The organism is Streptomyces sp. NPDC041068, assembly GCF_040647455.1.
GTDB lineage: Bacteria > Actinomycetota > Actinomycetes > Streptomycetales > Streptomycetaceae > Streptomyces.
The window spans coordinates 14,836-37,641 of sequence record NZ_JBEZCG010000011.1 but is presented as its reverse complement, the minus strand read 5'-3'; the positions used below and the strand labels follow the sequence as shown (position 1 = coordinate 37,641).

Here is a 22,806-nt window from a genome sequence, read left to right as displayed (position 1 = left end):
GCAGGGAGACTGCGCATGAAGAGGCAGACGCACACCGGCCGGTCGAAGGCCGGCGACGCGAGCGGACGGTCCCGTCTGTGGGGCCCGTACCTCAGCGAACGCCAGTGGGGTACGGTCCGCGAGGACTACAGCCCCGGCGGTGACGCCTGGTCCTACTTCCCGCACGACCACGCACGCTCGCGCGCCTACCGCTGGGGCGAGGACGGCCTCGGCGGCATCTGCGACGAGAAGCAGCGGCTGTGCCTGGCGCTGACCCTGTGGAACGGCCGCGACGCCATCCTCAAGGAGCGGGCCTTCGGCCTCACCAACGGCGAGGGCAACCACGGCGAGGACGTCAAGGAGTACTACTTCTACCTCGACAGCACACCCAGCCACTCCTACATGCGCTATCTGTACAAGTACCCGCAGGCCGCCTTCCCGTACGGCGATCTCGTGGCGGTCAACGGAGCCCGTACACGGCAGGAGTTCGAGTACGAGCTCCTCGACACCGGGATCTTCGACGACGACCGGTACTTCGACGTGACGGTGGAGTACGCCAAGGCCGACCACGACGACGTACTGATGCGGATCACCGTCGACAACCGCGGCCCCGACGAGGCGACGCTGCACGTGCTGCCGACGCTGTGGTTCCGCAACACCTGGTCGTGGGGCGAACACCACGACCAGGAGAACAAACCGCGGCTGCGGGCGGTGGACGGTCCGCGCGGGGCCGCCACCATCAGGGCCGACCACCCGGAGCTCGGCAGCTACGACCTGCGCTGCGCCGACGCGGCGGAGCTGCTGTTCACGGAGAACGAGACCAACAACGAGCGGCTGTTCGGCTCGCCCAGCGCCTCCCCCTACGTCAAGGACGGCATCGGCCGCTACGTCGTCGAGGGCGAGGCCGGCGCCGTCAACCCCGAGCGGCAGGGCACCAAGGCGGCCGCGCACCACACACTCACCGTTCCTGCCGGCGGCTCCGAGACGTTGCGGCTGCGCCTCGGCCCCGCCGGTGCCCAACTTCCGCTGACCGGCCGGGGGTTCGACACGGTGTTCAAGAGCCGGGTCGCCGAGGCGGACGACTTCTACCGGCAGTTGACACCCGAGGGGGCGAGCGAGGACGAGGCACGCGTGCTGCGCCAGGCCCTCGCCGGGATGCTCTGGTCCAAGCAGTACTACGCGTACGACCTGGAGACATGGCTCGCCGAGCACGACCTCACCCCATGGAGCCCGCCGCGGCCCGGCATCCGCAACCGCGAGTGGTTCCACATGGTCAGTGACGACGTCGTCTCGATGCCGGACAAGTGGGAGTACCCCTGGTTCGCCGCCTGGGACCTCGCCTTCCACGCCGTGGCGCTCTCGGTCGTCGACGTCGACTTCGCCAAGGAGCAGCTCGAACTGCTGCTGCGCGACACCTACTTGCACCCCAACGGCCAGATCCCGGCCTACGAGTGGAACTTCGGCGACGTGAACCCGCCGGTGCACGCCTGGGCCGCGTACTTCGTGTACACGGTGGAGAAGGGCACGACCGGCGTCGCCGACCACGACTTCCTGGAGCGCACCTTCCAGAAGCTGCTCACGAACTTCACCTGGTGGGTCAACCGCAAGGACCCCACCGGCCGCAACGTCTTCCAGGGCGGCTTCCTCGGCCTCGACAACATCGGCGTCTTCGACCGCAGCGCGCCGCTGCCCACCGGGGGCACCCTGGAGCAGGCGGACGGCACCGCCTGGATGGCGCTGTACTGCCAGTCCATGCTGCAGATCGCGGTGGAGCTCGTCGAACACAACCCCGCATACGAGGAGTTGGTCCTGAAGTTCGTCGAGCACTACCTGTGGATCGCCGCCTCGATGGACAGGCTCGGGAACCTCGGTGACGAGCTGTGGGACGAGGAGGACGGGTTCTTCTACGACGTGCTGCGCCTGCCCGACGGGCAGGCCGTCCGGCTGAAGGTCCGCTCCATGGTGGGACTTCTACCGCTGTGCGCGTCGACCGTCTTCCAGCCACGGCAGCTGGAGCGCCTTTCCGGCCTCACGGAGCGGCTGCAGCGGTTCGCCGAGCGCCACCCCTCGCTGTCCGTGTCGATGACGGCGGCGCAGGCGGGTACGGCGGGCGGTCCGCGGCTGCTGTCCGTCGTGGACGAGAAGAAGCTGACGCGGGTGCTCGGCCACCTCCTGTCGGAGGACGAGTTCCTCAGCCCGTACGGGATCAGGGCGCTCTCCCGCCATCACGCGGAGCACCCGTACACGTTCTGGGTGGACGGCCAGGAGTACCAGGTCTCCTACCTGCCCGCCGAGTCGGACACCGGCATGTTCGGCGGCAACTCCAACTGGCGCGGCCCGGTGTGGCTGCCGATGAACACCCTGGTCGTGCGCGCCCTGCTCAACCTGTACGGCTTCTACGGCGACGACCTCACCGTCGAGTGCCCGACCGGCTCGGGGGTGCGGAAGAACCTCTACGAGGTCGCCGAGGAGATCAGCACGAGGCTCGGCAAGATCTTCCTGCGCGACGACGAGGGACGGCGGCCGGTGTACGGCGGGCAGCCCAAGTTCCGCGACGATCCGCACTGGCGGGACCTGATCTCGTTCTTCGAGTACTTCCACGGCGACAACGGCGCGGGCATCGGCGCCGCCCATCAGACCGGCTGGACCGGTCTGATCGCCGCCCTGATGAAGGTGTTCGGCACACTCGGCCCGGACGACTTCCGGCCCGGGTCCACGAGGAGGCAGAGCCGATGACCGAGCTGCCCGCACAGCCCGTCGTCCACGAGGTCAACACGCGGGTGTGGCTGCGGGAGACCGCGCTGCGCACCGGCCGTGCGACCACCGGTCTCGCGGAGGTGCCCAAGGACGTCTGGGACGAGATCACGCCGACGGGGATCGACGCCGTGTGGCTGATGGGGGTGTGGGAACGCAGCCCCCAGGGGCGGGCGATCGCCCTGGACAACCCGGCGCTGCGCACCGCCTTCACCGGGGCCGTCCCCGACATCGACGAGAGGGACATCGCGGGATCGCCGTACTGCATACGTCGCTACGAGGTCGACGCGGCGCTCGGCGGGGCCGCGGGGCTCGCCGCCGCGCGGGCCGAACTCCAGCGCAGGGGCGTCGGGTTGCTGCTCGACTACGTGCCCAACCACGTGGCCCCCGACAGCCCCTGGGTCGGCGAGCACCCGGAGTACTTCGTCCGGGGCGACGCGCAGGACGTCCTGCGCGATCCGGCCGGGTTCCTCGACACCGGGCGGGCCGTGCTGGCGCGGGGCCGCGACCCCTTCTTCCCGCCCTGGCCGGACGTGGTGCAGCTGAACGCCTTCGCGCCGGCCCTGCGGCGGGCGACCGCCGAGGTGCTCGTCGACATCGGCCGGGTCTGCGACGGGGTGCGCTGCGACATGGCGATGCTCCTGCTGAACGAGGTCTTCGCACGGACGTGGGGCGAGCGCGTGGGAGCCCCGCCCCAGGAGGACTTCTGGGCCGAGGTCCTGACGGCCGTCCGCCGCGAGCACCCTCGGATGGTCTTCGTGGCGGAGGCGTACTGGGACCTCGAATGGGCCCTGCAGCAGCAGGGGTTCGACTTCTGCTACGACAAGCGCCTCTACGACCGGGTGCTCAACGAGCCCGCCGAATCCGTGCGTTCGCACCTGCGGGCCGAAGAGCAGTACCAGCGGCGGCTCATCCGGTTCCTGGAGAACCACGACGAGCCGCGTGCCGCGCAGACGCTGCACCCGGCCAAGGAGCGGGCCGCGGCCGTGCTGATCGCCACGCTGCCCGGCGCCACGCTGTGGCACGAGGGGCAGTTCACCGGGCGCCGCGTCCACCTGCCGGTGTTCCTCGACCGTCGCCCCGACGAGCCGTCGGACCCGGCTTTGCGGTCGTTCCACGAACAGCTCCTGTCGCGCGTCCACGGCAACGGCATCCGTACGGGGCAGTGGCGGCTCCTGGACTGCGCGGGCTGGCCGGACAACGACTCCGCCCGGAATCTGATCGCCTCGTGCTGGTCGGGGCCCGCGGGCAGGTTCCTGACCGTGGTGAACCTCTCCGAGCATCAGGCGCAGGCGCGTGTCCGCCTCCCCTGGACCGAACTCGGTCCGGACACCTGGGAGTTGACGGATCTGCTGCACTCCGACCGCTACGGCCGCTCCGGTGCGGAGCTGCTGGGCAGCGGTCTGTACGTGGATCTGCCACCGTGGGGCACACACCTGCTGTCCGCCTCGGCGACGCGGGCCACGACCGCCTAGCCGGTCCCGCCTGACTGGTCGAGCCGGTCGAGTACGAGTAGCTGGTCTTCGATGCCCTGCCGGCTGGTCTTCGGCGCCCTGTCTGGGTCTGGCTAGTCTTCGGTGCCCTGTCGCCGCACCGCGGCCCACCGCGCACCGCTCCGCGCCCGGAACGCGTCGACGGCGCTCTCCACCGTCGGGAAGAAGCGACCCGCGTCGAAGGCGCGGGTCAGGCCGTAACGCTCGACCTTGCCGCGCACCGGATCCTTGAGCTCCGCGAAGACGAGGTCGATACCCCGCTTCTGAAGCGTCTCGTCCAGCTCTTCCAGCACGTCGGCGGCGGTCGTGTCGACGTCGGTCACCGGCTCTGCCGCGATCAGCACGCACCGCGGCGACGGCTCGGTGCGCACGCACCGCAGGACCTCGTCACGGAACGACTTGGCGTTGGCGAAGAACAGCGGCGCGTCGAAGCGCATGATCACCAGGCCCTGCAGTTCCTCGGCCCCCGGGTACGAGCGCACGTCGTGGTAGCCGGGGAGGCCGGGCACGCGCCCGAGCACCGTGCTGTAGGGCCACCACGCGCGCCGGAAGACGTTCAGGATGGACAGCCCCACCGCGACACCGATCCCCGGCAGCACCCCGAGCAGCGCCACTCCGAGGAAGGCCGCGATGCACAGCAGGAACTCCGCCTTGCGCTGCCGCCACAGCCGCGCCGTGCCCTTGCCGTCGGCCAGCGACAGCGACGCCGTGAGGACCACAGCGGCGAGCGCGGGCTGCGGCAGATCGCGGAACAGCCCCGGCAGCAGCACGAGCATGAGGACGATCAGCGCCGCCCCGACCACCCCGGTGAGCTGGCTCCTGGCACCGGCCCGTTCGGCGACGGCCGTCCGTGAACCGCTCGTACTCACGGGGAAGCCCTGGAAGAGACCGGCGGCCGCGTTCGCCGTGCCGATCGCGATCATCTCGTCGTTGCCGCGGATCTCCTGGCCGGTGCGGGCGGCGAAGGCCGACGCGTTGGAGATCGTGTCGGCCAGGGACACCAGGGCGATGCCCAGCGCGCCGACGAACAGCGGGCCGAGGTCGTCCCACCGGATGTCGGGGACGGTGAACGGCGGCAGCCCCTCGGGCAGCTCGCCGACCATCCGCACCCCGCGCTCCTCCAGGTCGAGCAGGACGGAGGCGCCGATGGCGAGCACCACCATGACGAGGACGGCGGGGACCTTCGGCAACAGGCGTTGCAGAAGCAGGATCACGGCGATGCAGCCCGCGCCCACGGCGACGGCGGCGGACACCGCCTGTCCGTCGGCCACCCCCTCCACGAACGCGCCGACTTCCTCGATCAGCCCGTCGGCGTCCGTGGAGAACCCGAAGAGTTTGGGCAACTGACCGACGAGGATGGTGAGGGCAAGCCCGTTCATGTAGCCGATCATGGTGGGCTTGGAGATCAGATCGGCGACGAAACCGAGGCGCGCCACACCCGCGAGGAGCGTGATCGCCCCGACCATCAGGGCCAGGGCCGAGGCGAGCGCGACCGCCCGTGCGCTGTCGCCGCCGGAGGCGACCAGCGGCAGGACGGTCGCGGCGATCATGGGGCCGAGCGAGGAGTCGGGCCCGAGCACCAGGATGCGGGACGGGCCTGCCACGGCGTACGCCAGCAGACAGAGCACGGACGTGTACAGGCCGGTGATCGGCGGCAGTCCGGCCAGTTCCGCGTACGCCATGCCCTGCGGCACCAGGAGCGTGCTCAGGACGATGCCGGCGACGATGTCCTTGGCCAGCCACTTCCGGCGGTAGGTCCGCAGCGCCCTGAGGCCGGGCGGCTCCCCGGGCACCCGTGCCTCACCGCCGTCCGGGGCCGGCGGGCCGCGCGCGGCGGCGGGCCACGAGCTTGCCCGACTCCCACAGCGCCAGCAGGGCGAGAGGCGGAAGGAAGGCCCAGCCGAACTGACCCGCGCCGAGGGGGGTGGTGTCGAGCAGCCGGTTGAACACGTCCGTCTGGACCACCAGGACGACGAGCACGAACTCCCCCAGCATCGTCCAGTTCAGCTGCTTGCTGTCGAAGGTGTCGGCCGTGAGGACCGTCCCCGTCTGACTGCGGCATTCGAGGGCGGCCACGATCAGGCAGAGCGCGAACGACGCGAAGGCGATGGAGTTGCCGACACGGACGCTGTCGTACCGGGCCTCGCCCAGCTCGATCATGCCGAGCAGCCCGACCGCGACGGTCAACCCCGCCAGGCCGACCGTGACCATCAGACCGGGGGTCATCACCGGCTGCCCGCGGGGGCGCGGGCGCCGGGTCATGAGGTCGCTCCTGACCCGGTCGAAGCCGAGCGAGAAGCCGAAGGCCGCGTTGACGACGAAGTGGATCCACAGCACCTGCGCGGGCGTGAACGGTTCGCCGTCGGCGATGTCGAACAGGGCGGCGCCGAGGAAGCTGAGCACGAAGACGACGAGCAGGACGAGCACGAAGCGGATGTACTTGGTGAGGTTGTCGTAGATCTTGCGACCCTGCTCCACGGCGTGGACGATCGTGGCGAAGTCGTCGTCGGACAGGATCATCCGCGCGGCGTTCTTGGCCACCTCCGTGCCGGATCCCATGGCGATGCCGATGTCGGCGGACTTGATGGCCGGTGCGTCGTTGACGCCGTCGCCGGTCATGGCGACCACGTCGCCCTTCTTCTTGAGGGTCTCGGCCAGCAGGACCTTGTGCTCGGGGGCCACCCGGCCGACCACTCCGATGGCGTCGACCCGGTCGAGCCGCTCCTGTTCGGACAGGGCCGCGAAGTCGGCGCCGAGGATCGCCTCGCCGCCGATGCCGACCTGCTCGGCGACCGCGGCGCCCGTGATGACGTCGTCACCGGTCACCATGCGTACGCGGATGTGCGCGGCCTGGGCGGCGGCCACGGCGTCCTTGGACACCTCGCGCGGCGGATCGACCATGCCGACGAGGCTGGTCACCCGCAACTCGTCGACCTGCGCGAGGAGATCGCCGCCCGGCACGAACGCCGCCGGGTCGAGGTCACGGGTGGCGGCGGCCATCACACGGCGGCCCGCGCGCTCCATCCGCTCGACCTCGCGCTCGGCACGGTCGTGCAGCGCGGCGTCGAAGGGGATGCCCGCGCCCTGCGACAGGGCCGTGGTGGTGCGCGCGAGGACGGCCGGCGCCGCTCCTTTGACGAAGCAGCGCACGACGGGGTGGCCCTTGTCGTCCGTGGCCTCGTGGAAGGTGGCCATCAGCTTGTAGGCCGGGTCGAAGGGCAGGGTCGCGAGCCGGGGCAGCCGTTCGCGGGTGGCGTCCACGTCCAGACCGGCCTTGTGGCCGAGGACGAGCAGGGCGCCCTCGGTGGGATCGCCCACCACACGCCCGTCCACCAGTGAGGCGTCGCTCGCCACGAGGTACGGCAGGATCGCGTCGTCGATGCGCGGCGAGGTGCCCGCGGCGTGGTGGATCCTGCCGTCGAGGGAGTAGCCGCTGCCCGAGACCGTGTACCGGTCGAAGGGGTCGACCACTTCGACGACGGTCATCTGGTTCATCGTCAGCGTGCCGGTCTTGTCGGAGTTGACGGCCGAGGTGAAGCCCAGGGTCTCCACCGAGGGCAGGTCCTTGACGATCGCGTGGCGCCGTGCGAGGTCGAGACCGCCGAGCGAGAGGATCGTCTGGGTCACCGTGGGCAGCGCCTCGGGAACGGCGGCGATGGCCAGCGAGACGGCACTGACGAACAGCGCGTCCCACGGCTCGCCGCGCCCGCGCCCCAGCGTGAACATCACGACCATGGTCACCCCGGCCGCGCCGACGATCCACAGCGTGAGCCGGTTCAACTCACGGGTGAGCGGGGACATTTCGCGCCGGGTCGCCGACAGCATCCCGGAGATCCTGCCCAGTTCGGTGGCGGCGGCGGTGGCCGTGACGAGGAGGACCCCGCTGCCGTGCGTGACCGGCGTGTTCATGAACGCCATGTCCGTCTGGTCCACCGGCCCGAGGCCCACGCCCCGCACGGGGGCGGTGTCCTTGGCGACGGGGACGCTCTCACCGGTGAGCGCGGACTCGTCGATCTGCAGGGCACTCGCCGCCAGGAGCCGCCCGTCGGCGGGCACTTCGTCGCCCGCGGCCAGCAGGACGACGTCCCCGACGACGACGTCCGCCGCGTCGATCTCGACCACCCTTCCCTCGCGCCGCACCCGGGCGGTGGCCTTCGTCATCGCCTTCAGGGCGTTCATGGCGCTCTCGGCCTTGCCCTCCTGCCGTATCCCGATGACCGCGTTCAGCACGGTCAGGGCCATCAGCACCACGGCGGTGCCCCATTCCTGGATGAGGAGCGACACCAGGGCGGAGGCGACGAGGATGATCTGCATGTACGAGGTGAACTGCCCGAGGAAGCGGACCAGAGCCGACGTCGACTGCTCCTCCGGCAGGGTGTTGGGCCCGTCCTCGGCGAGCCGTGTGGCCACCTGCGCGGCGCTGAGGCCGAGCGCCGGATCGACGCCGAGCTCCTCGGCCACCGAGTGGGCCGGGCGTGCGTACCAGGCATGGGCGGGTGACGCCGCGGGGGCGTCGTGCCCGGGTGCCGGTGCGGTCATCGTGCCCGCCTTCCCCTGCCGTGGCGGCCCCGGCCTTCGGCGGCGGCCACCCAGGGGTCGGCCGCCGCGCCGGTCGGCGCCTCGTCCTCCAACTGCCTTTTCTCCAGCTCCAGTTCGTGACGCGCCTTGTCACCGATGTCCGGATAGCGCGGATCGATGTCGATCAGGGTGTGCGCGAGTACGGCGGCCGCGCAGATCCGGGCGAACCACTTGCGGTCCGCGGGCACCACGTACCAGGGCGCCCACGGCGTACTCGTGGCGGACAGCATGTCGGAGAACGCCGCCTGGTACGCGTCCCACGAGGAGCGCTCGCGGGCGTCCGCCGCCGAGAACTTCCAGTTCCGCTCCGGGACGTCGATCCGCTTGAGGAAGCGGACGCGCTGTTCCTCCTTGGACAGGTTCAGGAACAGCTTGACGACGCGGAAGCCGTTGTCCGTCAGATACCGCTCCCAGTCGTTGATCTCCCGGTACCGCCGGCGCCAGAACGCCTTCTTGCCCTTGGCCTTCCCGGGCAGCCGTTGGCGGGCGAGGAGTTCGGGGTGCACGCGCACCACCAGGACCTCCTCGTAGTGCGACCGGTTGAAGATGCCGATCTCCCCGCGGCGCGGCAGCCGGCAGGCGTAGCGCCAGAGGTAGTCATGGCCGAGTTCCTCGGCCGATGGCACCTTGAAGTTGGCCACGTGCACGCCTTGCGGGTTGACTCCGCTCATGACGTGGCGAATCGTGCCGTCCTTGCCCCCGGCGTCCAGCGCCTGAAGGCACAGCAGCACTCCGTGACTGCCCTCGGCAGCCAGCTTGCGCTGGTGGTCGGCCAGCAGCAGGACGCCGCCGCGGAGCAGTTCCTCTCCTTCCTTCTTGTTCCTGACGCCCGCCTTGTGGGCGGGGTCGAAGTCCCTGGACAGGTTCACCTTCGAACCGGGCTCGACCCGCAGAGGGGCGATGAACTCGGCGATCCGCTTGGCTCTTTCGTCCCTCGTGCGCGCCCGTCCGTCCGCCATGAGGCACCCCGACTAGCCCAGGGTTTCCCGGTCCACGACGCACAGACCCCAGATGATGAACCCGCCCATGGCGATCAGCGTGAGGGACCAGAAGGGGTGGTACGGGATCGAGAGGAAGTTGGCGATGATCATCAGGCTCGCGATGACGATGCCCAGGATCCGGGCCCACTTCGCGGTGGCGAGCAGGCCGAGGGCGACGATCACCGCGACCGTGCCGAGGATCATGTGGATCCAGCCCCAGCTGGTCAGGTCGAACTCGAAGACGTACTCGGGCGTGGTGAGGAACACCTTGTCGTCGAGGACGGCCATGAGGCCCCGGCAGAAGTCCATGGAGCCGGAGATGAACAGCATCACCGCAGCGAAGATCGTCAGCCCGCCGGCGGCAGCCCTTGCGGTGCCCGAGCGTTGGTGCGGAGTGGTCGTGGTGGCCATGACAGGACCCCCATGGTTGAGCAGGGTGCCGATTGCACCGCTGAGTGGGGGCGAGTCTCGCGCCCGCGCAGGGACCGGGTCGTCACCCCCCGAGGGTGACGCCGCAGGGCGCCTCGTCCAGGAGTCTGGCGCTCGTCCGGGCCGAGACAGAGGCGAGGCGATGACCGTGCCGTCCACTTCAGGCGGAGCAGACGACCACAACAACAGCCGCCCATGGCCTCGAAAGGTTCTTGCGCCGCTGGCACTGGCCCAGTTCATCTGCAGCTTCGCCGGCTCGAACATGACGGTCATGATCCAGGACATCAGCGAGGACCTGGACACCTCCGTGCAGGGCGTGCAGATCGCGATCACCACTTTCCTGCTGGTGATGGCGGCGCTGATGATTCCCGGCGGCATCCTCACCGAACGCTACGGCCGCAAGCGGTGTCTCATCGTCGGACTCGCGATCTACGGGATCGGTGCCCTGCTCAGTGCGGTCGCGCCCGGCCTCGGTGTGCTCATCCTGGGCAACTCGATCCTGGAGGGGGTCGGCACGGCCCTGCTCATCCCTCCCGTGTACATCCTCACCACCCTCCTGTTCACCGAAGTGACCGACCGGGCCCGCGCGTTCGGGGCGATCATGGCGATGGGCGGCATCGGCGCCGCAGCGGGCCCGCTGCTCGGCGGGCTCATCACCTCGGCCATCAGCTGGCGGGCCGCCTTCGTGTTCCAGGCCGCGGTGGTCGCGGTGATCATCGTGCTGAGCCGGCACATCGACGATCCGCGCCCGGCGGACCCCGGCCGCTCCTTCGACACCGTCGGCGCGATCCTGTCGGCCACCGGCCTCGTCCTGGTCGTCATGGGAATCCTCGCGGCGGACGACAACGTCTGGCTGATGGCCGGTCTGCTGCTGGTCGGCACCCTGGTCCTGGTGGCCTTCTTCCGCTGGGTGCGGGCCAAGGAGCGCGCGGGCGCCGTACCCCTGCTGCCCACCGAGCTGTTCCGCAACCGCACGTCCAACCTCGGTCTGATCACCCAGCACACCCAGTGGCTGCTGCTCATGGGGGTGTCGTTCGTCGTCGCCACCTACCTCCAGGTCGTACGGGGTTACGACGCGATCGGCACCGGCGTGATCTTCACCGCGTCCACGGTGGGCCTGCTCGCCAGTTCGCTGGGCGCCGAACGCTTCGCCAGGCGGCGCGAGCAACGGACGCTGGTGATGGCCGGCTTCGCCGTGACGGTCTGCGGCCTCGGCGTCCTGCTCGCGCTGGCCCCTGTTTCACCGAGCGCCTGGGTCCTCACCCCCGGGCTGCTCCTGATCGGGCTGGGAGTCGGAGTGATGCTGACGCCTTCGGTGAACGTGGTGCAGTCGAGCTTCCCCGAGGAGCTCCAGGGCGAGATCTCCGGCCTGTCGCGCAGTGTGTCCAACCTCGGTTCCTCGGTGGGCACCGCACTCGCGGGCACCATCCTGGTGGCCGACCCGGCCATGGGGCCGTACGCCGCCGCGCTCGTACTGCTCGCGGTCGTCGGGCTCGGCGGCCTCGGCGCGGCGGCGAAGCTGCCTCGGACACCGGCCCCCGCGCGGCGCGGCTAGCCCGCGCACGCCACCGTCAACTCCGTTCGTGGCGCACCTCAACTCCGTTCGTAGCGCACCTCGCTGGCGACGACCAGGTCCTGGAGCGACGCCCGGCGCGCACTGATCAGGACCCAGCACAGCCCCAGCGGGAACGTCACGGACAGGGCGGCCCGTGCCAGGGAGCGCGGCAGTCTCAGCAGTTGTCCGGCGCGGTCGGTCACACGCAGCCCCATCAGCCGGCCGCCTGCCGTGTGCCCGATCGCGGCCCAGGCCCCACCGAGGTAGAGGACAGCGAAGATCCAGGCGACGGGCCCGGTGAGCCAGAGCGGGAGATCCGGGAACCGGAAAGGGGGCCCGGTCACGAGCAACCGCGCACAGCCCGCGCCGACTTGGACCGCGAGGCCGGTCGCGGCGAGGACCAGTGCGTCGAGCACCGCCGCGATGCCGCGCGAGACGATCCCGGCGGAATCGGATCCGGGGTCGGATCCGGAATCGGATCCGGAATCGGATCCGGTCCCGGCTCTGCCACGGCGGGCGGTCACCTCGGCCCCCGTTCCGGTGGACCCGCGCCGTCGTCCTGTGCCGCGGCCGCCCGGCGGAGCAGCCGGTCGGCGAACCGGTTCACGCTCCGGTCGCCGCGCTGTCCGAGCAGCCGGATCCCGTCGACGGTGTCCGCGGTCATCCCGCCCCCGGTGTCCCGGACGATCCTCCCGAGATCGATCTCGTTGAGCACGTCTCGGGTGAGGCCCACCAGATCGATCCGGGCGATCACCGCGTCGACGTCGACCCGGTCGGCGACCCGGTTGACGTCCACCCGCTCGGCGATCCGGTTCACGTCGATCCGCTCGGCGATCCGCTCGGCGTCGACACGGGACACGAGGGCGTCCAGGTCGATCCGGTCGAGAACCGCGCCGATCAGCACGCGCGTGAGCGCGTCCGCCGCTCCTGTCACGGTGTCCAGCGCGCCTCTGGCCCGCCGGACGGCACAGGCCACAAGGCCGCCCACACTTACTGAAGTCATCCGCAGACCGCAGCAGTTGCCGGGCGGCCCGACATCCTCCGCCGGGGGTGAGGCGCGGAGCGCGGCCGAGCCCTCAGCCGTTCGGCAGGATGACCGCCCGGCCGTTGACGCGCCCCTCGTGCAGGTGCTCGTACGCCGTGGGGGCGTCGTCCAACGCGTACGTCTCCACATGGACGTCGATCGCGCCGGCCCTGGCCAGGTCGAGGACCTCGATCAGTTCGGACCTGCTGCCCCAGTACGGGGAGCGGACCGCCACGTCGTAGGGGGTCGTGCCGAAGCCGACGGACGCGGCGCCGCCGCCGAGGCCGACGATGGCGACGTCCCCCTCCACCGCGGCGCAGGCCGTCGCCGTGGCGGCGGTGGGCGGGGCGCCGACGAAGTCGAACACCGCCTCCGCGCCCTGACCGCCGGTCAGTTCGCGGACCTTGCCTGCCGCCGACGCGTCCGACAGGACGGCCTCGTGGGCGCCGACCTCGCGGGCGAGCCGCAGCTTCTCCTCCGTCACGTCCAGGGCGATCACGCGGGCCGGGGTGAGCGCCCGCAGCAGCTGGATGGCGACGTGGCCCAGGCCGCCGGTGCCGATGACCACGGCGGTGGAGCCGGGGGTCAGCTTCGGCAGCGACGTCTTCACCGCGTGGTACGGGGTCAGCCCCGCGTCGGTGAGCGGCACGGCGGTCACCGGGTCGAGGTCGCCGAGCGGCACCAGGTGGCGCGCCGCGTCCACGATCATGTACTCGGCGATGGCGCCGGGCGCCCCCAGACCGGGCGGGCGGATGCCGAGGTCGGCGGCCGACGTGCAGTAGTTCTCCTTGCCCTGCGCGCACATCAGACAGGTGCCGCAGCCCCACGGCCCGTACACGGCCACGGAGTCGCCGAGGCCGAAGCCCGTGACGCCCTCGCCGAGGGCCGCGACGGTCCCCGCTCCCTCGTGGCCGAGGGTGAGGGGCAGCGGGAACTTCAGTGCCTCGGCGGGCATGGTCATCACGGCGATGTCGGAGTGGCAGACGCCGGCGGCGGTGACCTTCAACAGCACCTGCCCCGGACCCGGTTCGGGGCGCGGGACGGTGACCACCTCGGGGGCGGCGCCGACGGTGCGGTACTGGACGGCCTTCATCCGGGCGGGCAGGCCCGGGAGTTCTCGACCTGACATGGGGTGCCTCTTCTCTTCTGCCTTGTGCGCTGCTCCGTGTGGGTTTCGCCGGGTCAGCGGGCCGCGTAGCCGCCGTCGACCAGGTGGTAGCTGCCGTTGACGAACGAGGCGCGGTCCGAGAGCAGGAACAGCGTGAGCTCGGCGACCTCGTCGGCGGTGCCCAGGCGGCCCTGCGGGTGGAGCGCGACCAGCTGTTCGCGCTGGGCCTCGTCGCCCTTGAGCAGCGGGGTGTCGATGAATCCGGGGGCGACGGCGTTCACGCGGACGCCCCGGGAGGCGTACTCCACGGCGGCGGTCTTGGTCAGGCCGACGACCGCGTGCTTGGCGGCGGAGTAGGCCGCGGAACCCGCGAAGCCGTTGGTGCCGAGGATCGAGGACATGTTGACGACGGCGCCGCCGCCCGCGGCGAGGATCTGCGGGAGCTCGTAACGGAGCGAGTAGAAGACGCCGTTGAGGTTCGTGTCGATCACACGCTGCCAGTCCTCGACCGCGTACTCGCCGGTCGGGGCGGAGGCTCCGGCGATGCCCGCGTTGTTGACGGCCAGGTGGAGGCCGCCGAAGGTCTCGACGGTGAAGTCGACGGCCTGGCGCACCGATGCGGGGTCGGTGACGTCGACCCGCACGGCGGCGGCCCGGCCGCCGGCCTCGGTGAGCGACCGGGCGACGTCCCGCGCGCCCTGTTCGTCGTAGTCGGCGACGACGACGGCCGCGCCCGCCGCCGCGAGCCGGCGGGCGATCGCCAGGCCGATACCGGAGGCCGCTCCGGTGACGAGGGCGGTCTTCCCGGCGAACTCCGCAGGGGCGGGGGCCGAGGCAGCGGTGTCCGTAATGGTGCTCATGCTGGTGCTGGTGCTCATGCTGGTGCTGGTGCTCATGCTGGTGCTGGTGCTGGTGCTCATGGTGGTGCCTGGTTTCACTTGGTGGTGGTACGGGGTGCGGGTTCGTCGGCCACGGCCGCGAAGGCCGCGTCGATGAGCCGCGGCAGCGAGGCGCTCTCGCCGGGCGCGAGCCAGAACCGCACGGCGGTGCCGAACGCGCCGACCGCGAGCGAGACGGCAAGGGCGGGGCGCAGATCGCGCTCGGCGTCCAGGCCGAGCCGCCGGGCGACGATCGCCACCGACTCGCTCTGGGCCTCGTCCTGCACCCGCAGGTAGGCGGGCAGCGGTGACTGCTCCTCGTGGAGCAGCCGCAGCAGGTCGCGCGAGCGGGGCAGGCGGTGCCAGGCCGTCGGTTCGTCGTCCAGCCAGCTCCGCAGGGCGCGGTAGTAGGCCGTGAGCGGGCTCTCCTCGGCGGGGCGGGCGGCGAGCGCCGCGTTGATCCGCGCGAAGTCGGCGCGCAGCGCGTCGACCACGGCGTCCTCCTTGCCGGAGAAGTACCGGGAGAAGGTGCGGCGGGAGACGTCGGCGCGTTCGCTGATCGTCTCGACGGTGACCTGGTCGATGCCGTGGGCGAGGACCAGGTCCACGGCGGCGTTCGCCATGGCCTCCCGGCTCTCCTGGACCTTGCGGGTCCGACGGCCCTGCGTGGTGCTCATGTCTTCGACTGTACTCCTCAAAGTGTCCCAATGGGACACATGGCCCGTCGGGACAGATCGAGGCATCGGGACAGGCGGCTCAGGGCTCGACACCAGGCACGCACTATGGAAAAACTAAGTACCCACTATCGAAACCGGGGAAGGCGGCCGCTCCCACATGACCCGCAGCTACGACCAGTCCTGTCCCGCGGCCCGCGCCCTGGACGTCGTCGGCGGCCGATGGTCGCTGCTGATCGTGCGCGAGCTGCTGCTCGGCCCGCGGCGCTACACGGACCTCGTCGAGGGCCTGCCCGGCATCGGACCCAACGTCCTGGCGGAGCGGCTGCGCGAGCTGCGCGACGCGGGCGTCGTCGGGCGGACCAGACTGGAGCCCCCGGCGGCGTCGACGGTGTACGAGCTGACGGAACTCGGCGCCGCCATGCGGCCGTTGCTCGACGAACTCACGCGCTGGGGCATGCGGCTCCCGGCGCCGTCCCGGCCCGGCGACACCTTCCGTCTCAGCTGGATGCTCGGCTGCCTGCGGGCCAGCTTCCGGCCCGAACAGGCCCGCGGCGTGCGGGAGACGTACGAATTCCGGGTGGACGACAGCACGTTCCACCTCCGGGTCGACGACGGCACTCTCGACATCCGGCACGGCGGCGCCGCGGACGCCGTCTGCACCCTCACGACCGACCTCGGCACGCTCCTCGCCGTCGGCGCCAGACTCGTGGACGTCGAGGACGCCGTGGCGCGCGGCCTGGCCCGCCTCGAGGGTGAACTCCCCGCCGCCGCACGGGCGATCGGGATCCTCGGCACGCATCTCGAGGCCACGGACGGACGCCACGGCATCGTCGGCGCGGTCGGCTCCACCTTCCGCCCCGACCGCGCCCGCGGCGTGCGCGAGATCTACGAGTTCGTGGTCGACGACCTCGTCTTCCACGCCCGCGTCGACGACGGCACCGTCGAGACGGACCTCGGCCCCGCCCCGGACGCGGCCGCCACACTCGTCACCGACCTGGGCACCCTGCTCCAACTGGGCGCGGGTTCCCTGCCACTCGAGGACGCGCTGAGCGCCGAGGTCATCACGGTCGACGGGGACCTGGAGGCGGCCCTGCGCATGGCGGACGCGTTCGGGGTCGTCCGCGCGGACCGGTCGGCTTCCGCGCCCTGACCGACCCCATCGGGGCGACGGCGGCGGATCATCGGCGGGATCGCCCTGCCTGCCTGTCCGAACAATCGAAGCGGTCGAGGTCGAGTGGCCCGTGGGAGACGCCCAAGTACCGGATACTGCCGCCTACTTGCCGACCGGCCGCGTACGCGCTGAAGGGTGGTACCGCGCGGTTCGGCCGGGCGTTGCAGACCGTGCGCGACACGTCGATTCCGCTGAGCGCCGGGGAGCCGCGCGAAAGGCAAGGGCTGTGCGCCGAGGCGATCGCCTCGTACGAACGCACCCGCGACCAGGGCGAGGGGCGTGCCCTTCTCGCCCTGGCCCGTCTGCATGCGGACAGCCGTTCTCCGTTCTCCGGCACGGTCGTTGCTCCACGAAGCCGTCGACAGCGGCGCACCCGACGCGCCCGAACTGCTCGCCGCCCACTACGACAGCGTCGGCGACCGTGCCGCGGCACGACCCCCACGCCGCTACGGCATCACGGCAGGAGAACCGTCCGCCCCCCTGGTGACCGGCCACCCCCTGGTGAGCCACCCGACGCCGTGGCCGGTTCGCGCCGCTGTCCGGCCGTGGCCCACGTGCCATCGTGGGACGCCTCTGGTCCGGACCAACGTCCGGACCAACTCCCGGACCGCTTCCCGGTCCTGCGAGGCGATCGGCCGATGGAGCACGACAAGCCCCGACGAGGAGCAAGCCCATGCGCGGCACAACGGTCCTGCCCGGTGAGGGGAACAACGGCGAGCCGGGCGAGGACGGCATGCCGACCCATCGGCTGCAGGTGCCGATGCCCAACTCCCTGCCGTTCGCGATCGGTACGTTCGACACGATCGGCGCCATGTCGCGTGCCACGTTCCCGCACCGGCACACCTTCCACGAGATCGTCCTCGTCACCGGCGGCACCGGCGGGCACGTCGTCGACCTCAGCCGGTTCGCCCTGCGGCCGCCGAACCTGTGCTTCCTCACCCCCGGCCAGGTCCACCACTGGGAGGACGTGATCGGTCTGGAGGGGTACGTCATCCTGTTCACCGACGACTTCCTCGTCGACCACCCCGCCGACCGGTACGTCCTGCGGGTGCTCGGCCGACGGTCCTGGCTCGATCTGCCCGACGACGCGGCGGAGTGGGCCGCGCGCCTCGTCGCCGAGCTGGACGGGGAGTACCGGTCGGGGGCCGACGGCTTCCAGAGCGTGCTGCGCGCCCTGCTGCACGTCCTGATCGTGCGGGCGGCGCGGCTGCCCGCCCACCATCAGGCGGCGGCGCAGACGGTGCTGCCCGAGCCGTCGCCCGGACCCCGCTCGCGGCCGGGTTCGATGGCCGCGGAGTTCACGACGCTGCTCGGCACGCCGGAAGGCGCCCTGGAGTCCGTGCGGTCGTGCGCGGACCGGCTCGGTGTCTCGGTGAGCTACCTCAGCGAGGTGGTGAAGTCCTCCACCGGCCGCACCCCCGGCGAACTGATCCGGCAGGCCCGTGTGCACGAGGCCAAACGCCTGCTGCTGCGCACCGAGTTGTCGGTCCGTCAGATCGCGGGGCGGGTCGGTTTCGGGGACCCGGCCTACTTCTGCCGCTTCTTCCGCCGCGAGACCGGGGCGAGCCCCGGGGACTTCCGCCGCGGCGGTGGAGATATTCACCACGACCACCGGCTCGAGTCCATCGCCCGCCCCCGCTCCTCCGCATAGCTTCATAGCCGATCCGGAACCCACCCATCCCCGCAGCCCCAGGAGGAGCGATGGACCACGAGATCGGCACCCCGGCCGGAGACGGCCCCGACAAGTCCGACGGGACCGAAGGCGTCGGCGACGTCAACGGCACCCGCAGGGGACCCAGCCGCAAGACCGTCCTGAGGGCCGCCGCCGCGGTGGGCATGGCCGTGCCCGTGACCCTCATGGGCGTGCCCGCCCTCGCCAGGACCGCCGGCGCGCGGGGCGACGCCGTGGAGGCGACCCCGTCCTGCGACGACGGCGACGACCCGACCATCCCGCAGATGGAGGGCCCCTACTTCAAGCCCAACTCCCCGCAGCGCTCCTCGCTCGTCCAGCCCGGCACCCCGGGCGTGCGGCTCACCGTCACCGGTTACGTCTTCGGACTCCGCTGCAAGCCGATCCCCCGGGCCCTGCTCGACTTCTGGCAGGCCGACACCTACGGCACGTACGACAACGCGGGCTACCGCTTCCGCGGGCACCAATTCACCGACGCCAACGGCGCGTTCAAGCTCACCACGATCGTGCCCGGCCTGTATCCGGGGCGCACCCGGCACCTGCACGTCAAGGTGCAGGCCCCCGGCCGCCCCATCCTCACGACCCAGCTGTACTTCCCCGGTGAGCCGCGCAACAACACGGACCCGATCTTCGACGCGCGGCTCCTCATGAACGTACGCAACGTCGGAAACGCGAAGGAGGCCGACTTCGACTTCGTCCTGAACGTTCCGCAGTAGTCCCCGCCGGGGCGCCGTACAACCTTCGGCGGCCGGGGCCGGTCAACTGATCGGTCATGACCGTCCAGGGAACAAGGGAACAGAGGAAGTCGTATGTCGCTCGCCGGCCGCAGAGTCCGTCGCACCATGCCCCTGATCGCCGCGTCGCTGTTGGTGGGCAGCGGCCTTGCGACCCTGACGCTGGGGCAGGGCAGTGCCCGCGCGGACGCCGCCGTGCGGGCGACGGACGACTTCGACGGCGACGGCTACGCCGACCTCGTCGTCGGCGCCCCGGGCGGCACGGTCTCCGGCAAGAAGAAGGCCGGGTACGTGGTGGTGACGTACGGGTCGAAGGACGGCCTCGACCCCGCCGACAAGAAGATCGTCAGCCGCTCCACCGCCGGTGTGCCCGGCGCGGCCACCGCCGCGCAGGAGTTCGGCGCCACGTTCGCCAAGGGCGACCTGGACCACGACGGATACGCCGACCTGGTGATCGGTTCGACGGGTACCGGCGCGAGCGCGGGCGCGGTGATCCTGTGGGGTTCCGCGTCCGGCCTCACCGGCGGCACGAAGATCGACACCTTCGGATTCGCGCCACAGGCAGGGGACTTCGACGGCGACGGCACCACCGACCTGGCCCTGTTCGCCCGCTCGGGCTCGCACGGCGACGACCCCGTCAACCAGAACGCCCGCCTCTGGAAGGGGCCTCTCACGCGCGCCGGAACCCCGGCCAAGACGCTCGACTTCATGGACAAGTCGCAGTGGTGGAGCTACGAGAACGAGGAGCGCCCCGATCTCTCCTGCCGCGAGAAGCCCGAGATCTGCGTCGACGGCCCGCTCTCCGTGCAGGGCCCGGTGGTCCCGAGGGCGGTCGGCGACATCAACGGCGACGGCCGCGCCGACATCGCCATGAACGACTACCACGGCGACGGCTCGTGGGGGAACGCCGTCCTGTACGGCAGCGCCACCGGCTTCGAGCGGGGTTCCGCGCCGGGCTCGCGCGGCGCGCTGGGCGTCGGCGACGTAAACGGCGACAGCTACGACGACCTGGTGGCCGGCGGCGGCGACTTCTCCGACGAGGACCCGGACAAGGTGACCGTCGCGTACGGCTCGGCGGCCGGCCTCAAGGACGAGGTGCAGAAGTTCGACCAGGACCTGCCGGGCGTGCCGGGCGCCGAGGAGAGCGGCGACCGCTTCGGCGAGTCGGTTGCCGTCGGCGATGTGACGGGCGACGGTTACGCGGACATCGCGGTCGGCGTCCCCGGCGAGGACGTCCGCACCGTCGCCGACGCGGGCGCGGTCGTCCTGGTGCGCGGCGGCAAGGACGGTGTGACGGGCACCGGGGCCCAGGCCTTCCACCAGGACACGGCGGGCGTTCCCGGGGTCGCCGAGAAGAACGACGCGTTCGGTGCGGCCGTGGCGCTCCTCGACGTCACCGGAGACGGCCGCGGCGACCTCGCGGCGTCGTCCACCGCGGAGAACGCGCAGGCCGGTGCCGTCTGGTCGCTGCGCGGCACGGCGTCGGGCCTGACGGCCACGGGCTCCCTCGCCTTCGGCCCCAAGGACGTCGGGGCCCCGGACACCGCCGCCCTCTTCGGCAGGACCCTGCGCTAGACGCGCGGGCGCCGGGCGGGGCCCGGCCTGAGGCCTCCCCCCGTAGGAGGTCTCAGACCGGGCGGATCAACTCCCATGTATCCACGGCGTGGTCGAGGGTCATGCCGTGCCGTTCGTACAGGGCGAGGGCGCCGCTGCTGTTGTCGGTGTCCACACCGAGGCCGATGCGGTCGCGGCCCAGCGCGGCGTAGTGCCCGAAGGCGTGGCGCAGGAGGTGGCTGCCGAGGCCGCGCCCGCGGACCTCGGATCGGACGCCGAGGTTGCCGATCCAGGCCATCGACGGACGGTCGTTGTGGGTGCGAAGCACGGCCGCGTCGCCGACCCCCTCGACGTGCGCGATCCAGATCAGCGACCAGTCGGCGCGCTCGCCGTCGATGTCGTGGAACCACTGGGTGTACGTGCGCGGCTGGTGGTCGAAGTGCTCGGCGAAGCACTCCTGGAGGAGGAGGTGGGCGCGCCTGCGGTCCTCGTCGGCGAGGCAGGTGCGCAGCGTCACGCCGGGCACCGGAGTCGGCAACTGGTCTGACGTGGACGAGAGTTGACGCTCCATCACGTTATAGCGGCGCACGGTGCGCCAGCCGCGGGCGCGCAGTTCCGCCGGGTCCGTGGTGGGTGCGGTGTTGAGGTGCAGGTGGACGACCGCGCGTCGCGCGCCGTTGGCCGCGGCCCGCTCCGCGGCGCGGGTCTCCAGCAGGTCGAACAGGTGCAGGGAGCCTTCCGGGCGGCCCGGCAGGACGTAGTGGTCGGCGTCGATGCGCTCGCCGCCCGACTCGTCCCACAGCAGGGCGTAACCGACGAGTCGGTCGCCTTCGAAGAGCAGCCAGGAGTCCCGCTCCAGGTCCACCTCGGGGTGCTTGAGGTCGACCTCGACGTCCGACAAGTCCGTGTCGGCGCGGCCTATCTCCAGCAGGTCGACTTCGTTGAGCAGCGCGCACACCGCCGGCGCGTCATCGGGCGTGGCCGGGCGCACGGTCAGGCCCGCGGGCGGCCGGAGAGAGGTGGTCATGACTCCACTGTCCGGGGCCGGGGGCCCGCCTCGCAACGGAGTTTTCGCGGGCTCGCCACGCCGTGCCGGGCTCAGCAGACCGTGCCGGGACCGGCCGCCGTGGCCCTCAACAGATCGCGTACGAGCGTGAAGTCGATCGACTCCGGTCTGCGGAAGCGCAGACAGCCCTTGCCCATGTCGTGGCCGGCGAGGCGTTCCTCGAAGGCGTCCCTGATGTCGCTGCGCATCAGATAGAAGGACATGTACTGCTTCTGGTTCGCGAAGGCGATCTCGGCGGCGCCGCCCCGTTCGTAGACGGGCATGCCGTACGCCATCACCTCGGTGTGGTCCGGGAGTTCGGCGCGGCACAGCTCGCGCAGCCGCGCGAGCGCTCGTCCGCGCGCCTCGTCGGACACCTCCGCGAGGTAGTCGTCCACCGTCTCCGCCGCACTCCGCGCCATGCGGTCGAGCGTACGGCGCGGCGGCGGTGCCCGCTCGGCGGCCGTGCGCGCTCGGCGGCTATCCGTCGGCGGGACGCTCCCCCGGCTCCCGGTCGCGCAGGGTGCAGACGCCGGTGAAGACTCCCGCGAGGTGGTCGGCGAGCGCGGACAGGGCGGCATCGGGCGGCAGGCCGTCCGGGTCCGCGTAGAGGTGGGCGGTCAGCCCCTCGGTGTACGCGGCGATGCGGGCCGCCTGGACGTGCTCGTCCACCTCGGACGGGACCTCGCCGCACTCCTTGGCGTTCACGATCGCCTGGGCGATGTGGGCGCGGGTGCGGGCCAGCGCGGCGGTCTTGAGTTCGCCGAGGCGCGGGTCGTCGGCCGCGCGCCCCGTGAAGGCGAGCGCGACGCGCCAGTCCTGTCTGCGCTCGGCGTCCAGCGGCATGCTCTCGGCCAGCGCGTCGAGGACCATGTGCTCGATGCGCGCCCCCGCGACCTCGGCGCTCCCGATGAGGGCGGTCACGCGCTGCTCGAAGCGCTCCAGGACGTGGCCGTACGCGAACAGCAGCATCTCGTCCTTGCTGCGGAAGTAGTGCTGGACGAGCCCGACCGAAATACCGGCCTCGGCGGCGGTCTTGGCGACCGTGACCGCGTTCAGGCCGTCGGCGGCGATGATCCGTCCCACCGCCGCGGCTACTTGGTGACGGCGCTCTTGGTGATCAGCGACGCGAGGCATGGGTTGACCATACCGCCATA

At 71.4% G+C, this 22,806-nt stretch carries 18 protein-coding genes and 1 pseudogene; 7 read left to right on the top strand and 12 right to left on the bottom strand.

Features of this window, described 5'->3' with window-relative positions:
* The first annotated feature begins 15 nt into the window (after window positions 1–15).
* Together AB0B50_RS25020 and AB0B50_RS25015 are read left to right on the top strand one after the other, a co-directional pair.
* The gene (locus tag AB0B50_RS25020; RefSeq protein ID WP_362335992.1) at window positions 16–2,715 is read left to right on the top strand and encodes a glucosidase; all 2,700 of its coding nucleotides are present in this window, start codon (window positions 16–18) and stop codon (window positions 2,713–2,715) included.
* On the top strand, window positions 2,712–4,208 hold the full coding sequence (locus tag AB0B50_RS25015; protein WP_362335989.1) for an alpha-amylase: 1,497 nt from the start codon (window positions 2,712–2,714) through the stop codon (window positions 4,206–4,208). The genes AB0B50_RS25020 and AB0B50_RS25015 overlap by 4 nt, the downstream gene beginning before the upstream one ends.
* Before the next feature lie 92 nt (window positions 4,209–4,300).
* Here the strand turns inward: AB0B50_RS25015 and sulP are convergent, their stop codons facing one another.
* From sulP to AB0B50_RS24995, 4 genes are read right to left on the bottom strand one after another with little or no spacing between them, the layout of a single operon-like run.
* Entirely contained in the window at window positions 4,301–6,019 is a 1,719-nt protein-coding gene (sulP, locus tag AB0B50_RS25010) for a sulfate permease (RefSeq protein ID WP_362335986.1), read from the bottom strand.
* Between the two features lie 7 nt (window positions 6,020–6,026).
* Complete coding sequence (locus tag AB0B50_RS25005) at window positions 6,027–8,765, bottom strand: HAD-IC family P-type ATPase (RefSeq protein WP_362335983.1); 2,739 nt, start codon at window positions 8,763–8,765, stop codon at window positions 6,027–6,029.
* A complete protein-coding gene (locus AB0B50_RS25000) occupies window positions 8,762–9,763 on the bottom strand; it encodes a polyphosphate kinase 2 family protein (protein WP_362335980.1) in 1,002 nt (333 codons plus the stop codon). Before AB0B50_RS25000 ends, AB0B50_RS25005 begins: the two co-directional genes overlap by 4 nt.
* A gap of 12 nt (window positions 9,764–9,775) precedes the next feature.
* Window positions 9,776–10,195, bottom strand: coding sequence for a hypothetical protein (locus AB0B50_RS24995; protein ID WP_362335978.1), 420 nt, complete (start codon window positions 10,193–10,195; stop codon window positions 9,776–9,778).
* Between the two features lie 160 nt (window positions 10,196–10,355).
* Between AB0B50_RS24995 and AB0B50_RS24990 the strand changes: the two genes are divergently transcribed.
* Window positions 10,356–11,768: an MFS transporter gene (locus AB0B50_RS24990; protein WP_362335975.1), complete on the top strand. Its 1,413-nt coding sequence runs from the start codon at window positions 10,356–10,358 to the stop codon at window positions 11,766–11,768.
* A 38-nt stretch (window positions 11,769–11,806) separates the two neighbouring features.
* On the opposite strand, the gene AB0B50_RS24985 is transcribed toward AB0B50_RS24990, so the two are convergent.
* The 5 genes from AB0B50_RS24985 to AB0B50_RS24965 form a co-directional block, all read right to left on the bottom strand.
* Window positions 11,807–12,292, bottom strand: a complete 486-nt coding sequence (locus AB0B50_RS24985; RefSeq protein WP_362335972.1) for an RDD family protein — start codon at window positions 12,290–12,292, stop codon at window positions 11,807–11,809.
* Complete coding sequence (locus AB0B50_RS24980; protein WP_362335969.1) at window positions 12,289–12,771, bottom strand: hypothetical protein; 483 nt, start codon at window positions 12,769–12,771, stop codon at window positions 12,289–12,291. Before AB0B50_RS24980 ends, AB0B50_RS24985 begins: the two co-directional genes overlap by 4 nt.
* A 73-nt stretch (window positions 12,772–12,844) precedes the next feature.
* Window positions 12,845–13,885, bottom strand: a complete 1,041-nt coding sequence (locus AB0B50_RS24975) for an NAD(P)-dependent alcohol dehydrogenase (protein ID WP_362336841.1) — start codon at window positions 13,883–13,885, stop codon at window positions 12,845–12,847.
* An 89-nt stretch (window positions 13,886–13,974) separates the two neighbouring features.
* Window positions 13,975–14,760, bottom strand: coding sequence for an SDR family NAD(P)-dependent oxidoreductase (locus AB0B50_RS24970; protein WP_362336838.1), 786 nt, complete (start codon window positions 14,758–14,760; stop codon window positions 13,975–13,977).
* 74 nt (window positions 14,761–14,834) lie between these two features.
* Window positions 14,835–15,455, bottom strand: a complete 621-nt coding sequence (locus AB0B50_RS24965; protein WP_362335966.1) for a TetR family transcriptional regulator — start codon at window positions 15,453–15,455, stop codon at window positions 14,835–14,837.
* 157 nt (window positions 15,456–15,612) lie between these two features.
* Between AB0B50_RS24965 and AB0B50_RS24960 the strand changes: the two genes are divergently transcribed.
* The 4 genes and pseudogenes from AB0B50_RS24960 (at window position 15,613) to AB0B50_RS24945 (ending at window position 20,625) form a co-directional block, all read left to right on the top strand.
* On the top strand, window positions 15,613–16,605 hold the full coding sequence (locus tag AB0B50_RS24960; RefSeq protein ID WP_362335963.1) for a winged helix-turn-helix transcriptional regulator: 993 nt from the start codon (window positions 15,613–15,615) through the stop codon (window positions 16,603–16,605).
* A gap of 694 nt (window positions 16,606–17,299) precedes the next feature.
* The gene (locus AB0B50_RS24955; protein ID WP_362335960.1) at window positions 17,300–18,277 is read left to right on the top strand and encodes an AraC family transcriptional regulator; all 978 of its coding nucleotides are present in this window, start codon (window positions 17,300–17,302) and stop codon (window positions 18,275–18,277) included.
* A gap of 161 nt (window positions 18,278–18,438) precedes the next feature.
* A pseudogene (locus AB0B50_RS24950) lies at window positions 18,439–19,029 on the top strand (dioxygenase); the annotation flags it as partial.
* A 96-nt stretch (window positions 19,030–19,125) separates the two neighbouring features.
* Window positions 19,126–20,625, top strand: coding sequence for a hypothetical protein (locus AB0B50_RS24945; protein WP_362335957.1), 1,500 nt, complete (start codon window positions 19,126–19,128; stop codon window positions 20,623–20,625).
* A gap of 52 nt (window positions 20,626–20,677) precedes the next feature.
* Here the strand turns inward: AB0B50_RS24945 and AB0B50_RS24940 are convergent, their stop codons facing one another.
* The 3 genes from AB0B50_RS24940 to AB0B50_RS24930 form a co-directional block, all read right to left on the bottom strand.
* Complete coding sequence (locus AB0B50_RS24940; RefSeq protein WP_362335954.1) at window positions 20,678–21,631, bottom strand: GNAT family N-acetyltransferase; 954 nt, start codon at window positions 21,629–21,631, stop codon at window positions 20,678–20,680.
* 71 nt (window positions 21,632–21,702) lie between these two features.
* A complete protein-coding gene (locus AB0B50_RS24935; protein WP_362335951.1) occupies window positions 21,703–22,071 on the bottom strand; it encodes a DUF1801 domain-containing protein in 369 nt (122 codons plus the stop codon).
* Between the two features lie 58 nt (window positions 22,072–22,129).
* A complete protein-coding gene (locus AB0B50_RS24930) occupies window positions 22,130–22,786 on the bottom strand; it encodes a TetR/AcrR family transcriptional regulator (RefSeq protein ID WP_362335949.1) in 657 nt (218 codons plus the stop codon).
* Between the last annotated feature and the right edge of the window lie 20 nt (window positions 22,787–22,806).